Here is a 13,961-nt window from a genome sequence, read left to right on the forward strand (position 1 = left end):
GGCTGTCCACCGTCCCCTCAAGGGGGAGGGATCAGGCCAGCGTTCGCTCCACAATGTCCCGCAAATCCGCCGACAGGTTCTCGGCACCGGCGATCGCCAGCAGCGCTTCCCTGGCCTTGGCTTGCCTGCCCGGCTCCAGCGAGCGCCACGAGCGCAGCGCTGTGGCCAGCCTGGCCGCCACTTGCGGATTGCGTTTTTCAACCTCGAGTACGGTCTGGGTAAAAAACCGGTAGCCTTCGCCATCGGCTCGGTGGAAGCCGGTCTGGTTGGCGCTGGCGAATGTGCCGACCAGCGAGCGCACCCGGTTCGGATTGGCCATCGAGAAAGCTGCGTGACCAGTCAGCTTGCGTACGGTATCGACTGTCCGGGGTCCCGGCACGCTGGCCTGGATCTGGAACCATTTGTCCATGACCAGCGGATCGGCGCCATAACGCGCCTCGAAATCGGCCAGCGCCTTGGTCGCCTCCGGTGAACCGTCATGGCGGTGCGCAAGGACGGTCAGCGCTGCGGCGCGGTCGGTCATGTTGGTCGCGGTTTCGAAATGCCGGGCGGCGAGCGCAGCACCTTCCGGCGGCAGCGAGAGGTAGTCGAGCAGGATGTTGCGCAGCGCGCGGCGTCCCGCACTTGCCGCGTCGGGGCTGAACGGCCCGTCGCCGGCGAGGCGGCCGTATAGGTCGGTGAACGTTTGCTGATTGGCGCGCGCGATTGCCAGCGCCAACGCCTCGCGAGCGGCAAAGATGGCGTCGGGATCGATGTTCGTGCCGATGTCGCGGGCAATGTCGGCCTCGCCCGGAAGTGACAGCGCCAGCGCCCGGTAGGCAGGTTCCAGGGTCTCGTCGCCGGCGATCTTGCCGGCAAGTCCGGTCAGCCTGGCGGTGAAAGCCGGCTTCGCGCCGCCGAGGATCTGGCGGAAGGCCGCTATCAGCGCATCGGTGAGCAGCGTGTTGAACGCCTGCCAGCGCGCGAAGGCATCGCTGTCATGGCCGGCGAGGAAGAACTGGTCGTCGGCCTTCTGCTCGACCGAAAGTGTGATCGGCGCCGAAAAGCCGCGATTGAGCGACACCGCCGGCCGATCCGCAACGCCTGAGAAGCGCACCATATGTCGGCGCTTGCGGATATGGATGACACCGTCTTCGACGGTGGCGCCTTCGACGCCGCCATAGGCGACCGGTTCGCCGCCGGCGCCGACCAAGCCGAAGGCGAGCGGAATGTGCATCAGGCGCTTGCGGCTCTCCGACGGTGTCGGCGGCACCGACTGCTCGATCTCGAGGGTAAACTCGCGCGTCGCCGGATTGTGCGTCGAACTGACGGTCAGGTTCGGGGTGCCCGCCTGGTGATACCAGAGCGCGAACTGAGACAGGTCGCGCCCGGAGGCGTCCTCGAACACCTTCAGGAAGTCCTCGATCGTCGCGGCCTCGCCATCATGGCGCTCGAAATAGAGGTCCATGCCGGCGCGGAAAGCCTCGGCCCCGAGGATAGTGCGGATCATGCGCACGACTTCCGAGCCTTTTTCGTAGACCGTCGCCGTGTAGAAATTGTTGATCTCGCGGTAGCGGCGCGGCCGCACCGGATGCGCCAGCGGTCCCTGATCCTCGGGGAACTGGTGCGCCCTGAGCGTGCGCACTTCGGCGATGCGCTTGACCGCACGCGAGCGCTGGTCGGCGGAGAATTCATGGTCGCGAAAGACCGTCAGCCCTTCCTTAAGGCAGAGCTGGAACCAGTCGCGGCAGGTGATCCTGTTGCCGGTCCAGTTGTGGAAATACTCATGCGCGATGATCGCCTCGATATTGGCGAAATCGGCATCGGTGGCGGTTTCCCGGTCGGCCAGCACATACTTGTCGTTGAAGATATTGAGGCCCTTGTTCTCCATGGCCCCCATGTTGAAGTCGGAAACGGCGACGATGTTGAAGACGTCGAGGTCGTATTCGCGGCCGAAGGCCTGCTCGTCCCACTGCATCGAGCGCTTCAGCGCATCCATGGCGTAGCCGGCAAGCCCCTCCTTGCCTGGCTCGACATAGATGCCGAGTTCGACCTCGCGCCCGGACATGGTGACGAAACTGTCCGCAACCTTGCCGAGATTGCCGGCCACGAGCGCAAACAGATAGGACGGCTTGGGGAAGGGGTCGTGCCAGACTGCAAAGTGCCAGCCGTCGGCAAACGCGCCGCTTTCGACCGGATTGCCGTTTGAAAGCAACAGCGGCGCTTCGTCCAACCTTGCCTCGATACGCACGGTATAGACCGACAGGATGTCGGGGCGGTCGAGGAAATAGGTGATGCGGCGAAAGCCCTCGGCCTCGCATTGCGTGCAATAGACATTGCTGGAGCGGTAGAGGCCCATCAGCGCCTCATTGCTGGCCGGCGCGATCTCGGTCTCGAGCAGCAGCTGGAAACGGGCCGGCGGCCTCAAAATGGTCAGCTGGTCCGGCGTGGCGAGATACTCGGCCGGGGCAAGCTCGCGACCGTCGATGGCAATGCGCTTGAGCACCAGCCCGTCGCCGTCCAGCACCAGCGACGTCGAGGCGGCGGCGCCATCGCGGCGTTCGATCGTCAGCACTGCGGTGACACGCGTTGCGTCTGGCGAAAGGCGGAAGGTGAGGCCGGTTTGCGGGATGGAAAAGTCGTTGGGGCGGTAGTCTTCGAGCTTGAAGACCTGGCCGGTATCGGTTCGCATTCCCTTGGGTTTCCCTGTAGCTATCGGAGCCGCTGACGTGTCCTGGCCCATTAATCTAAAGTTGCGCGCTCTTTACACGAAACGGTCACTCGACAAAACTGCGCCAATGCCTATTTCGGGGCGTTCCCCTTCCGCCATCATCGTGAGGCCTTGATGACCGTCGTCAGATCGAAGTTCGGCATGGGCGCCTGTGTACCGCGTCGTTCGACGCGCATCTCAGCGGAGATCCGGGAAGCAACAAAAACAGTGAAAGCCGGGCCTGGAGACGAAGCGGGCGGGAAACTGTCCGATCATCCCGGCGCGCATCGGCCCAAAAATCAATGTCGATTTTTGGAAAGCACGATGCGCAGATTTAAAGTGTCAGAGCGTCCTTTACGCGTCGAAGACGACGCGCGGCGCTCTAATGTTCTCACCGGGATCATGCTCAAGGTCATGTCGGTGGCAGTCTTTGTCGGCATGCAAACCTGCATCAAGGCCGCCGGCACTTTGCCGGCCGGCCAGATCGTCTTCTTCCGCTCCTTCTTCGCCATCTTCCCGATCATCGCCTTCCTGGCCTTCAAGAGAAAACTCGGTACGGCGTTCGCCACCAAACGCCCGCTGAACCACATTGCGCGCGGTGTCGTCGGCGTTTGCGCCATGGGGCTCGGCTTCTTTGCGCTGACCCGGCTGCCGCTGCCTGAGGCGATCACGCTGAACTATGCCCAGCCTTTGCTGGTGGTGGTGTTCTCTTCGCTATTCCTCGGCGAAGCCATTCGCGTCTATCGCTGGAGCGCGGTTGCGGTCGGTCTGGTCGGCGTGCTGATCATCTCCTGGCCGGAGCTGACGCTGCTCACGTCGGGCGTCGCGCTCGGCGACCAGGAGGTGCTGGGCGTCATCGCTGCTCTTGTTTCTGCAGCAATCTCCGCCAATGCCATCCTGCTCGTGCGCAATCTTGTCCAGACTGAACGAACAGCGACCATCGTGTTGTGGTTCTCGGCGACGGCGAGTGTCATGGCGCTGCTTACGCTGCCCTTCGGCTGGCAGGCGCTGACGCCGCTGCAGGCCGGTCTGCTGGTCGCAGCAGGGTTCTGTGGCGGGCTGGCGCAGATTTTGATGACGGCGGCGTACCGCCATGCCGAAGCTTCGGTGGTGGCGCCGTTCGAATACACCTCGATGATCCTCGGCGTGGTCGTCGGCTATTTCGCCTTTGGCGATATCGCCACCATCAACACGCTCGTCGGCGGTGTGATCGTCGTTGCCGCCGGCATGTTCATCATCTGGCGCGAGCGCCAACTCGGCCTGGAACGCACCCGAACGCGCAAGGCAGCGCCACCACAGGGGTGAGGAGGTCCGCGGGGTTGGCTCAGTTAGCTTCCGCACGTTCCTTCGCCAGCCGCACCAGCACCGCTCGCGTCTGCTCGTCGGCCGGGAAGAAAGACTCGATCGCCAGTTCCGACAGCGTCACGTCAAGCGGCGTGCCGAAGACGGTGATGGTGCTGATGAAGGACAGCACCTGGTCGCCATGCGCCAGCCGCAGCGGATGGACGATGCCGTTGGGCTCGACCGGCACCGGCCGCGCACCCTTGAGCCCGGACGGATAGGTTCGCAATTCGCGCTCCAGCTCGACCAGGACGGGATCGCCGGCGGCATCGTTCTGGTGTTTCAGCCGCTCCAGCAGATGCGCCCGCCATTCCGCGAGATTGACGATGCGCGGTGCGATGCCGTTCGGGTGCAGGCTGAGGCGCAGCACATTGACCGGCGGCTGGAGCAGCGACGGCTCGGCAACATCGGCCAGAAACGGGCCGATGGCGGCATTGGCGGAAATCAGGTTCCAGTGCCGGTCGACGGCGAGGGCGGGGAACGGCTCATGCCCTTTGAGCACGCTCTCGACCGCGGCAAGCGCCGGCGCCAGCGTCGTATCTGTGAGTGGCCGCTCGCTGAAGCTCGGGGCAAAGCCGGCAGCCAGCAACAGCTGATTACGCTGCCGCAGCGGAATCTCAAGCTGCTCGGCCAGATGCAGCACCATCTCGCGCGATGGCGCGGCGCGGCCGCTTTCGACGAAGGAGAGATGACGCTGGGAAATCTCAGCCTCCATTGCGAGATCAAGCTGGCTCATGCGCCGGCGCGTGCGCCATTCGCGGATCAGGCTGCCGGCGGAGGTTTGGGCTGTTGTCATGGGGGATGAGTAGGCCGGGGAGAGGCGTATTTCAATTACCTGGGAGGTCATTGGCGCGGTTCTCCCTTCTCCCCCTGTGGGAGAAGGTGGCCGAGCGAAGCTCGGTCGGATGAGGGGTGTTCCAGGGAACGCCAACGTCTCACTCCGCTGGAACACCCCTCATCCGTCTCGGCGCTGCGCGCCGATCCACCTTCCCCCACAAGGGTGGAAGGAAGAGGCGCGCTTCACCCCACCTCTCGCAACTTCGCTTTCACCTCGAGAAAATCCCGCCACGCCAGTTTCTTGTGCGCCGGCGTCCGCAAGAGATAGGCCGGGTGCAACGTCGGCATGGCCGGAATGGCAGTGCCCGACACCGTCGTGTGCACCTGCCAATTGCCGCGCAGGCGCAGGATGCCCTCGGTAGTGTTGAGCAGGGTTTTGGCCGAAGGGCCGCCGAGATTGACCAGCACCTTCGGATTGACCAGCTCTATCTGCCGCTCGATGAAGGGACGGCAGATTTCGGTCTCGTGCGGCGTCGGCGTGCGGTTGCCGGGTGGCCGCCAGGGAATGACGTTGGCGATATAGACCGAGGTGCGATCAAGCCCGATCGCCGCCAGCATGCGGTCGAGCAGTCTGCCGGAGCGGCCGACGAAGGGAAGGCCCTCAATGTCCTCGTCGCGGCCGGGCGCCTCGCCAACCAGCATCACCGACGCTTCCGGATTGCCGTCGGCAAAGACCAGGTTCTTGGCGGTGAATTTGAGGTTGCAGCCGTCGAAGGACGCCATGTGCTGGCGCAGCGCGTCGAGCGTCGAGGCGCTTGCCGCCATTTGCCGGGCAAGAGCCGCCTGCGCCTCGTCGGGCACCGTCGCCATGGCCGGCACGGAGCGCGCCGGCGCGTCCGGCACCCGGCTCGCATCCAGACCAGGGCTTGCCGTGGCTTGTTCCGGTGCCTTGTTTTCGCGAGGCGGCGCGGCTGGCGCCGGTGCGCGCTCGGGGCGCTTCGGTGCTGCCCCGGCAAACCGGTTCACCGGCGCGTCCTCCAACGCTTCGTCGACACCGGCAGAGGCGTAGAAGGCGAGCAACTCGGCCAGGTCGGATCGGTTGTTGGGGGAGGCGGCAGTCATACCGGGCACATTCGTCCGCCGAGAGACGATTTGCAAGGTTGGGCGGTTAGTAATCTCCCCCTCAAGGAGGGAGATTACGCGCTCGTCGGCTTTCGCCAATCACGAAGGGCATTTCGTGGCGATTTTCACGGCGTCTGCCGCTTACCCCGTCGGTATCCGCGGATCCTGCACCAGATAGAACGTCCAGCGCGGCGTGTAGTCGGTGATCAGAAACTCGAAGCGTCCCCTCTTCAGCGGGTCGATCTGTCCACTCTTGAACAAGAGCCGGTCATAGGGTTCGAAATCGCGGTCGAAATCGGCGTACGCGCTCGACAGGATGTTGTCGGGCGTCTTGTTGCGCTGGTCGAAGGACAGGCCGTCGCCGAACACGCTCGGCTGGTTGAGTATCTCCTGCAGCTCGAACTGGAATTCGACCCAGGCCTGGCCGCTGTTGTTGAGCACCTCGATACGCATGTACAGGATGCCGTTGGCGAATTCGCCGTTGGTGCTGAACGGCTGGATCGGTTTGGTGGTGCGGATGGTGAGCGTCACCGGCGTCGACGAATTCAGCTCCTCGGAGATGACCAACGGATCTTCCTTGGTGCCGGTGCCCGAGGCGCCGGTGATGTGGAAACCGCCAAGCTCGTCGGAAAAGGAATAGGCGCCGGTCGCCCACACCTTCACCGGCTCGGCCTGAGCGCGAACCGGCGTAAGCATTGAAAGGGCGAGAAGGATCGCTCGGCAGGTCCGGCCGGGCGGAAGGGGGAAGCGCGTCAATGAATAGCCGGACGGCGTGCGCATGGAAATAAGTATGGCCGATAAGAGAGCCGTCGAACAATTAAAATATGGGACGCTGAGCGCGGCCGCGCGCAAAACGCTTGCGGCAGAGTTGTTATCCGCGACTTTTTGTCGAAATCGGCATTGTCACGTCAGCGCCGGTTTCCTGTCGCGGATTGATGCGCTATGCAGCGCAGGAGCCAGCAAAATGCCGGAAACGGTTGGCCAGAGCGGAGGGGTTGATGAGCGAGATCGAACGCGAGAGCATGGAATTCGACGTGGTCATCGTCGGGGCCGGCCCGGCGGGCCTTGCCGCAGCGATCCGTCTCAAGCAGGTCAATCCCGAGCTTTCCGTCGTGGTGTTGGAAAAGGGCGGCGAGGTTGGTGCCCACATTCTGTCAGGCGCCGTCGTCGACCCCATAGGCATCGACCGCCTGTTGCCGGGCTGGCGCGAGGAAGATGGCCACCCCTTCAAGACGCCGGTTACGGCCGACGATTTCCTGGTGCTCGGCCCCGCCGGCTCGTTCCGTCTGCCCAATATCCTGATGCCGCCGCTGATGAACAATCACGGCAACTACATCGTCTCGCTCGGCAATGTCTGCCGCTGGCTGGCAACCAAGGCTGAAGCGCTAGGCGTCGAAATCTATCCGGGCTTTGCTGCCGCCAGCCTCGTCTACAACGATGCCGGCGCGGTCACGGGCGTCGTCACCGGCGACATGGGCGTCGAAAAAGACGGCACACATGGCCCGGGCTTTGCGCCGGGCATGGCGCTGATGGGCAAATACGTGCTGATCGGCGAGGGCGCGCGCGGTTCGCTGTCCAAGCAGCTGATCGCAAAATACAAACTGTCCGACGGCCGTGAGCCCGGCAAGTACGGCATCGGCCTCAAGGAGCTGTGGCAGGTCAAGCCCGAGAACCACCGGCCGGGCCTGGTGCAGCACTCCTTCGGCTGGCCGCTCGACCTGAAGACAGGCGGCGGCTCCTTCCTCTACCACCTCGAGGATAACCAGGTCGCGGTCGGCTTCGTCCTGCATCTCAACTACAAGAACCCCTGGCTGTCGCCCTTCGAGGAATTCCAGCGCTTCAAGACGCATCCGGCGATATCGCGCACCTTCGAGGGCGCCAAGCGCATCGGCTACGGCGCGCGCGCCATTACCGAAGGCGGCTGGCAGTCGGTGCCGAAACTCTCCTTCCCCGGCGGCGTGCTGATGGGGTGTGCGGCGGGCTTCGTCAACGTGCCGCGCATCAAGGGTTCGCACAATGCGGTGCTGTCCGGCATGCTGGCGGCCGAGCATGTCGCGCAAGCGATCGGCTCCGGCCGCGCCAATGACGAGCTGTCGTCTTATGAGGACGCCTGGCGCGCGACCGATATCGGCAAGGATTTGAAGAAGGTCCGCAACGTCAAGCCGCTCTGGTCGCGCTTCGGCACCATTATCGGCGTCGGCCTCGGTGGTCTCGACATGTGGCTGAACACGCTGTTCGGCTTCTCGCCCTTCGGCACGCTGAAACATGGCAAGGCCGATTATGCCACGCTTGAGCCCGCGGCCAAGCACAAGAAGATCGCCTATCCCAAAGCGGACGGCGTGCTGACCTTCGACCGCCTGTCGTCGGTGTTCCTGTCCAACACCAACCACGAGGAAAACGAGCCGGTGCATCTCATCGTCGGCGACATGGAGTTGCAGAAGCGTTCCGAGCATGATGTCTTTGCCGGGCCTTCGACCCGCTATTGCCCGGCCGGTGTTTACGAATGGGTCGACAAGGACGGCAACGCCGCCGCCGATCCGTCTGCCAAAGATGTGCGCTTCGTCATCAACGCGCAGAACTGCGTGCACTGCAAGACCTGCGACATCAAGGATCCCAACCAGAACATCAACTGGGTGCCGCCACAAGGCGGCGAAGGCCCGGTCTATCAGGGCATGTGAGCCTCACCGACCGGGGCCGTCTCAACCAGCAAAAATGGCGGCGATGGCCGGGTTTACCAAGGCATGTAAGGCGCTCGGCGCCAAAGATTGTTGAAACCGTCGTCTGCTTGTGGTCTCATTGCCGCGTCCATGGGGAAAATGGCATGCGCGTGTTGGTCTTGTTTTGCGTCGCCGTCATAAGCGCGGCCTGCGGCGTCGTCGGGACGGCGTCGGCGGGGGTGAAAACCGTCGTCAAGACGCGAACCTATGACATCACCGGCACGACAGGTGCCGGTCTGGTTATCGCCATGAACCGCAGGGGCCCCAAGCACGGTTTCATGACCCACGCCATCGCGCAGACAAGCTACACCGCCGACTGGAGCCTGGACGTGGGTCAGGTCAACGGCGTCTGCCGCCTGCGCCAGGCCAATGGAACGCTCAACATCGCCTACACCTACCCGCGCGTCGCCTCGGCCGTCACGCCGGCGCTGCGCAAACGCTGGAACCGGTTTTTCACAGGCGTTCTCGCTCATGAAGGAACCCATGGCCGTATCGCCGGGCAGATGATGCAGGCTGCCGAGCGGTCGGTTCGCGGCCTGAAATTTGCCAACGATCCGCAATGCAACAAAACGCGCGTCGAAGCCACGCGGCGCTTGCAAGCCACTTCCAAGCTCTATGAGGCAAAACAGATCGCGTTCGACGCGCGCGAGCACAGTGAAGGCGGCCATGTCGAGCGCATCATCGAGGCCTTGGTAGGCTTGTGAAACCGTAAGCCCCGTGGCGTACGATCTAGCCGCCCATGCTGGGCTGGATCAGCGACACAGTCGCGGTAGAATCCTCGTCGACCGGCTTGGTCTCGTCGCGCATCAATGAAAATTCCACCATCACCGGCAGATGGTCGGAGCCGGTCTCTTCCATCTGCGTCGACGACAGGATGGTCACCCCGCCCTTCGAAAACACCTGGTCGATCGGCAGGCCCGCATAGCGCCGCAGGAAATCGGGCAGGGTCCGGTGGATCCAGGTCGGTCCGGCCGATGGCATCACGGTCAGTCCGCCGAGCGAGGCAACGCGCCGTACCGCGGCGCTCCACGGCACGGCGTTGCAGTCGCCGGCCATGATCGCCGTCTCGCCGAGCGAGGTGAGCGTCTCGGTCAACTCGCCGATCTGCCAGTATTGTTCCTTCGGCCACGGCCAGCTCAAATGGATCGCCGCGACATCGACCGGAGTGCCGCCGAAATCGACGGTGGCGGCCGCCATCGCGCCGCGCGGTTCGCAATGCGGCTCGGTGCCGGCCGCAAAAGGTCGCCGGGACAAAAGCGCCACGCCCCACACGCCGTCGGGATGGGCGCACAGGATGCGATAGGGATAGGCGTTCTCGATATAGCCGAGTTCGGTCGCCCACATGGCCGATACTTCGTCGAGCGTGATCACGTCCGGGTTGGTCCTGGCGATCAGCGAAAGAACCTTCTTGGGTGTCGGATTGTTGAAACGCAGGTTCATCTGCAGCAGCCGGTAGACCGGTTCGTTGCCGGGCGCGGCGTCATTGGCGGCCTGCACCGGCCACAGGCGCGGCAAGGTGCTCAACGTGCTGGCGAAGGCGGCCACGGCCAGCAGCAGGCCCACGCCCGCCTGCAGGCGAAACGAGGTGGCGAGCAGCGGCAGCGCAATCAGCCCCATCAGCACGGCAAAATGGATGCGGAAATGGGCGAAGGAATCGAAGGCCGGATGCAGTGCGCCAAAGAACCCGGCTACAAGCGCGGCCGAGAGGCCGAGCATTGCCAGGAACGCCATTGAAGCCATCATCTTTCGCACGCGTGCCATCAGACCGGGTTTTGCCCATAGACCGGGTAATACATTGCCGAGGTATCAGGCCTTTATCGGCTGAAATGCGGCCCAATCAAGATGACGAAACGCCTCGCGGCAAACATTTACGGCAAGCCGGTCTACTGAAAGGCCGTCTCCGAAAAGCTTCTCAGCTTGCGCGAATGCAACCGTTCCATCGGCATTTCCGCCAGCTTCTCCATCGCCTTGATGCCGATGGTCAGATGCTGCGCCACTTGCCGCTTGTAGAATTCGGTCGCCATGCCGGGCAGCTTCAACTCGCCATGCAGCGGCTTGTCGGAGACGCAAAGCAGCGTGCCGTAGGGCACGCGGAAGCGGAAGCCATTGGCGGCGATCGTGGCCGATTCCATATCGAGCGCGATGGCGCGCGACTGCGACAGCCGCTGCACCGGTCCGCGCTGGTCGCGCAGTTCCCAGTTGCGGTTGTCGATGGTGGCGACGGTGCCGGTGCGCATGATGCGCTTGAGATCGTAGCCGGAAAGTCCGGTGACTTCGGCGACCGCCTCCTGCAGCGCCACTTGGATCTCGGCCAGCGGCGGTATCGGCACCCACACCGGCAGGTCATCGTCCAGCACATGGTCTTCCCGGACATAGGCATGCGCCAGCACATAGTCGCCCAGCGCCTGAGTGTTGCGCAGGCCGGCGCAATGGCCGAGCATCAGCCATGCATGTGGCCGCAGCACCGCGACATGGTCGGTGATCGTCTTGGCGTTGGACGGGCCGACGCCGATGTTGACCATGGTGATGCCGCCATGGTTCGGCTTCTTCAGATGATAGGCTGGCATCTGAGGCAGGCGCGGCGCCGCCACGCCTTCGCTGGGCGCGTTTTGCCCTGCCTTGGTGATGACATTGCCCGGTTCGACGAATTCGGTATAGCCGTGGCCGCCTTCAGCCATCTGGGCCCGCGCGCGGGCGACGAACTCGTCGATGTAGAACTGGTAGTTGGTGAACAGCACGAAGTTCTGGAAATGCTGCGGGCTGGTCGCCGTGTAGTGCGTCATGCGGTGCAGCGAATAGTCGATGCGCTGCGCCGTGAACGGCGCCAGCGGCCTTGGTTCGCCGAACGCGACCTCGAAGGTGCCGTTGGCGATCTGGTCGTCGGTGCCGTCGAGATCCGGCACGTCGAACAGGTCGCGGATCGGCCGTTTGATGCGGTCGGCGGCGGCGCCATCGACATGGGTTCCTTCAAGGAACGCGAAATGCAGCGGGATCGGCGTGGTCGATTCCGAAACCGTTACCGGCACGCCGTGATTGCGCATGATCAGGCGAAGCTGCTCTACGAGATAGCGTTCGAACAGCACCGGCTGGGTGATGGTGGTCGAGAAATGCCCGGGGGTCGGCATGTGGCCGTAGGCCTGGCGCGAGTCGATCTGGGTGAACGAATTGGTGGTGACGCCGATCTCCGGGTAGAAGGCGCGGTAGCGCTTGCTTTCGTCGCCGCCGGCGGCAAGCGTGGCAAAGGAGTCGCGCAGAAACTTGGTGTTGCGGTCGTAGAGCACCTGCAAGGCGGCCACGGCCTTTTTGGCGTCGTCGAAGCTCTGCTTGCCGAAAGGCTCCGGCATGACGACCGATTCGATAGCTTGTGGGTAGATTCGCTTTTCCATGGCTCAATATAGAGACTTGAGGCCGCACTTGGGAGGGGAGGGTGGCCGCCAAGTGGTCGATTTATTCGTCCACGCCCAAGGTGTGCTGAGATTCAGGTAAGGCTGAGCCGGAGTCGAGGACGGGCGCGAAGCGACCAAACTGGTTGGCTTCGAGAACCGGAGCGGAGCGTACTCGAAGCATGTGAGCACCAAGGCCGCCACTTGCAGGCCAGCATCACCTTAATACCGGCACACCTTACCCGCGCTGCAGACTGACCAGCAAGACAAAGCCGACGCCATGCTTCTTCGTCGCCGGCGCGTCGATCGTCGTGTCGGCATTGGCCCGCATCATTGGCATGGCCAGGACCGGCGCCGACAGCACGACCAGGACGAGCGCCGCCCGCGGCAGGAGCCGAAGGGTCTGGAGGGCGTTGATGGCGATGCGGTTCATGGCTTTTGCTTTTCTGTTTGGATCTATGTCTTTGTCGTCTCAGGGGCGAAAATGGTTCATGCAATCGAATTGGCAGGAACTGGCTGCATTCCAGGAACGGGCCGGACGGCCGGATTCGGCCACGAGGATGGCGAAGAGCATCCCGAACAGGCTCATCAAGAGGCAGACGATGGTGAAGCGGCGAGCGAGCATTTGCGTGGTGTCTCCTTGAACACGCCATCAAAATGCCCTGATGCGACTGAACCGGCGCTGATGCCGGCGTTCATCTGCGGTTCAAAGTGATTGACGATGTTTTAGGGAGCGCATCGGTTCGGGTTTGCGCCGCCGCAAACGGCACGGTCGTCGCTATGGCGCGCACCGTCCTGCAAAAGAAAACGGGGCCTGTGAAGGCCCCGTTGGTCAGGTCAAAGCAGCTAGATCAGAGCTTGTGCCAGGTCTGGCTCTTGCAGATCAGCCCGCCGAGCACGCAGCCGCTCATTTTGAGCGAGGTGCCCGACAGTGTTGCCTTGCCCGAATAGGTCTTGTCGTTTGCCGGATCGGTGATGTTGCCGGCATATTTGTTGGCCCCGGCCGCCTTGAGCGAACCGATGGTCTTCCCGGCATATTTGCCGGTCTTCAGGGTGATGGAGAATGAACCGCTGCCGCCGATAACTGCTGTGTCGCCGGCTTGTGTCTTCCAATTGCCTTCGATCGGATCGGCCCAAGCCGCACCAGCCATCATCACGGCGGCCGCCAGGGCCAAGCTCACTTTGCGAAACATATCTGTCCTCCCTGGTTTAGATGGGGCTGCCGCCTCTCTGCCCCTTACGCAAACGTAAGCTAATCCAGCTCCCGGCAAAACAAAAGCGTGCCGCGACGGAAGGTTTCGCAATTTTCATGCAGGGTCGGGAGAGTGCAGCCCGTGGAAATGAAACGATCGAGGCGTTGGCTTTGGTTTGCGTGGTTAGCAGAGTGTTGATCGGCGCCTTGCAAATTTTCGTCAAATCGATCGAAAAACGGCGGGATTGCTGACTTTGTATCCTTAACGAATTTCCGCGTTTACCTCTTGTTTTAGCTTTGTTTTCTCCAAATTAAGCACGCCATTTAACGACGGATTCAAGGCTCGGCCTCATTCTCGGAAGCATCGAAAGAGCGGCTCCCCAGGGAACACCGGGGGACAGAAGAGGCCCGCTCTCGGGAGCCAGACAGGGGACTAAAATGGCACGTTTTGAAATGCTTGAAGCCGGCTTCGGCGCCATGGGGGCAACTGCCCAGGCCGACATTCTTTTCGAACTGGGCATGATGTATGCGACCGGCCGCGATTGCGAGACCGATGTCGTTGCCGCCCACAAATGGTTCAACATCGCCGCCATCAAGGGCTCGGTCCGCGCCGCGGAACTGCGCTCGGAACTGTCGGCCGCAATGTCCAAGGTCGAGATCGCCAAGGCGCTGCGCGAAGCCCGCGAATGGATGACGATGCACTGAGATCGCGAGCAGATTATCGCAGGCAGATTATCGAA

General features: G+C 63.0%; 13 protein-coding genes. 5 read left to right on the top strand and 8 right to left on the bottom strand.

Annotated elements, in window-relative coordinates; genetic code table 11:
• Positions 1-31 precede the first annotated feature (31 nt).
• Positions 32-2,671: an aminopeptidase N gene (gene pepN, locus AC3EML_RS13780; RefSeq protein WP_352521868.1), complete on the bottom strand. Its 2,640-nt coding sequence runs from the start codon at positions 2,669-2,671 to the stop codon at positions 32-34.
• Between the two features lie 420 nt (positions 2,672-3,091).
• Between pepN and AC3EML_RS13785 the strand changes: the two genes are divergently transcribed.
• Entirely contained in the window at positions 3,092-3,994 is a 903-nt protein-coding gene (locus AC3EML_RS13785) for a DMT family transporter (protein ID WP_023687251.1), read from the top strand.
• A gap of 19 nt (positions 3,995-4,013) precedes the next feature.
• Here AC3EML_RS13785 and AC3EML_RS13790 read toward each other — a convergent pair whose 3' ends face one another.
• The 3 genes from AC3EML_RS13790 to AC3EML_RS13800 all read right to left on the bottom strand — a co-directional run bounded on the left by AC3EML_RS13790 (position 4,014) and on the right by AC3EML_RS13800 (position 6,625).
• Positions 4,014-4,826 carry a helix-turn-helix domain-containing protein gene (locus AC3EML_RS13790; RefSeq protein ID WP_023687252.1) on the bottom strand — a complete coding sequence of 271 codons (813 nt, stop codon included), beginning with the start codon at positions 4,824-4,826 and terminating at the stop codon, positions 4,014-4,016.
• A gap of 224 nt (positions 4,827-5,050) precedes the next feature.
• Complete coding sequence (locus AC3EML_RS13795) at positions 5,051-5,929, bottom strand: uracil-DNA glycosylase (RefSeq protein ID WP_352521867.1); 879 nt, start codon at positions 5,927-5,929, stop codon at positions 5,051-5,053.
• A 141-nt stretch (positions 5,930-6,070) separates the two neighbouring features.
• Positions 6,071-6,625 carry a hypothetical protein gene (locus AC3EML_RS13800; RefSeq protein ID WP_023698594.1) on the bottom strand — a complete coding sequence of 185 codons (555 nt, stop codon included), beginning with the start codon at positions 6,623-6,625 and terminating at the stop codon, positions 6,071-6,073.
• Between the two features lie 302 nt (positions 6,626-6,927).
• On the opposite strand from AC3EML_RS13800, the gene AC3EML_RS13805 reads away from it, so the two are divergent.
• Both AC3EML_RS13805 and AC3EML_RS13810 read left to right on the top strand, forming a co-directional pair.
• Positions 6,928-8,607, top strand: coding sequence for an electron transfer flavoprotein-ubiquinone oxidoreductase (locus AC3EML_RS13805; RefSeq protein ID WP_023692823.1), 1,680 nt, complete (start codon positions 6,928-6,930; stop codon positions 8,605-8,607).
• A complete protein-coding gene (locus tag AC3EML_RS13810) occupies positions 8,604-9,350 on the top strand; it encodes a DUF922 domain-containing protein (RefSeq protein WP_488505237.1) in 747 nt (248 codons plus the stop codon). The genes AC3EML_RS13805 and AC3EML_RS13810 overlap by 4 nt, the downstream gene beginning before the upstream one ends.
• 25 nt (positions 9,351-9,375) lie before the next feature.
• Here the strand turns inward: AC3EML_RS13810 and AC3EML_RS13815 are convergent, their stop codons facing one another.
• From AC3EML_RS13815 to AC3EML_RS13825, 3 genes are all read right to left on the bottom strand, one after another.
• A complete protein-coding gene (locus AC3EML_RS13815) occupies positions 9,376-10,389 on the bottom strand; it encodes an endonuclease/exonuclease/phosphatase family protein (protein ID WP_488505400.1) in 1,014 nt (337 codons plus the stop codon).
• Between the two features lie 140 nt (positions 10,390-10,529).
• Positions 10,530-11,990: an AMP nucleosidase gene (locus AC3EML_RS13820; RefSeq protein ID WP_023731828.1), complete on the bottom strand. Its 1,461-nt coding sequence runs from the start codon at positions 11,988-11,990 to the stop codon at positions 10,530-10,532.
• Between the two features lie 277 nt (positions 11,991-12,267).
• Complete coding sequence (locus tag AC3EML_RS13825) at positions 12,268-12,462, bottom strand: hypothetical protein (protein WP_023670200.1); 195 nt, start codon at positions 12,460-12,462, stop codon at positions 12,268-12,270.
• Positions 12,463-12,513: 51 nt separating this feature from the next.
• Here AC3EML_RS13825 and AC3EML_RS13830 point away from each other — a divergent pair, with 51 nt between their 5' ends.
• Positions 12,514-12,744: a hypothetical protein gene (locus AC3EML_RS13830; RefSeq protein WP_352521912.1), complete on the top strand. Its 231-nt coding sequence runs from the start codon at positions 12,514-12,516 to the stop codon at positions 12,742-12,744.
• A gap of 136 nt (positions 12,745-12,880) precedes the next feature.
• Here AC3EML_RS13830 and AC3EML_RS13835 read toward each other — a convergent pair whose 3' ends face one another.
• A complete protein-coding gene (locus AC3EML_RS13835) occupies positions 12,881-13,222 on the bottom strand; it encodes a DUF2147 domain-containing protein (protein WP_023687258.1) in 342 nt (113 codons plus the stop codon).
• A gap of 437 nt (positions 13,223-13,659) precedes the next feature.
• On the opposite strand from AC3EML_RS13835, the gene AC3EML_RS13840 reads away from it, so the two are divergent.
• Complete coding sequence (locus AC3EML_RS13840) at positions 13,660-13,926, top strand: SEL1-like repeat protein (RefSeq protein ID WP_006199745.1); 267 nt, start codon at positions 13,660-13,662, stop codon at positions 13,924-13,926.
• Positions 13,927-13,961: the final 35 nt, after the last annotated feature.

It is taken from the genome of Mesorhizobium sp. P170090, from assembly GCF_057786115.1.

Excerpts from the sequence above, each read along its gene's own strand:
- AC3EML_RS13785 (WP_023687251.1), top strand. The coding sequence starts at position 3,092 with ATGCTCAAGGTCATGTCGGTGGCAGTCTTTGTCGGCATGCAAACCTGC.
- AC3EML_RS13815 (WP_488505400.1), bottom strand. The coding sequence starts at position 10,389 with ATGATGGCTTCAATGGCGTTCCTGGCAATGCTCGGCCTCTCGGCCGCG.
- pepN (WP_352521868.1), bottom strand. The coding sequence starts at position 2,671 with ATGCGAACCGATACCGGCCAGGTCTTCAAGCTCGAAGACTACCGCCCC.
- AC3EML_RS13790 (WP_023687252.1), bottom strand. The coding sequence starts at position 4,826 with ATGACAACAGCCCAAACCTCCGCCGGCAGCCTGATCCGCGAATGGCGC.
- AC3EML_RS13825 (WP_023670200.1), bottom strand. The coding sequence starts at position 12,462 with ATGAACCGCATCGCCATCAACGCCCTCCAGACCCTTCGGCTCCTGCCG.
- AC3EML_RS13835 (WP_023687258.1), bottom strand. The coding sequence starts at position 13,222 with ATGTTTCGCAAAGTGAGCTTGGCCCTGGCGGCCGCCGTGATGATGGCT.
- AC3EML_RS13805 (WP_023692823.1), top strand. The coding sequence starts at position 6,928 with ATGAGCGAGATCGAACGCGAGAGCATGGAATTCGACGTGGTCATCGTC.
- AC3EML_RS13800 (WP_023698594.1), bottom strand. The coding sequence starts at position 6,625 with ATGCTTACGCCGGTTCGCGCTCAGGCCGAGCCGGTGAAGGTGTGGGCG.
- AC3EML_RS13795 (WP_352521867.1), bottom strand. The coding sequence starts at position 5,929 with ATGACTGCCGCCTCCCCCAACAACCGATCCGACCTGGCCGAGTTGCTC.
- AC3EML_RS13830 (WP_352521912.1), top strand. The coding sequence starts at position 12,514 with ATGGTTCATGCAATCGAATTGGCAGGAACTGGCTGCATTCCAGGAACG.
- AC3EML_RS13840 (WP_006199745.1), top strand. The coding sequence starts at position 13,660 with ATGGCACGTTTTGAAATGCTTGAAGCCGGCTTCGGCGCCATGGGGGCA.
- AC3EML_RS13820 (WP_023731828.1), bottom strand. The coding sequence starts at position 11,990 with ATGCCGGAGCCTTTCGGCAAGCAGAGCTTCGACGACGCCAAAAAGGCC.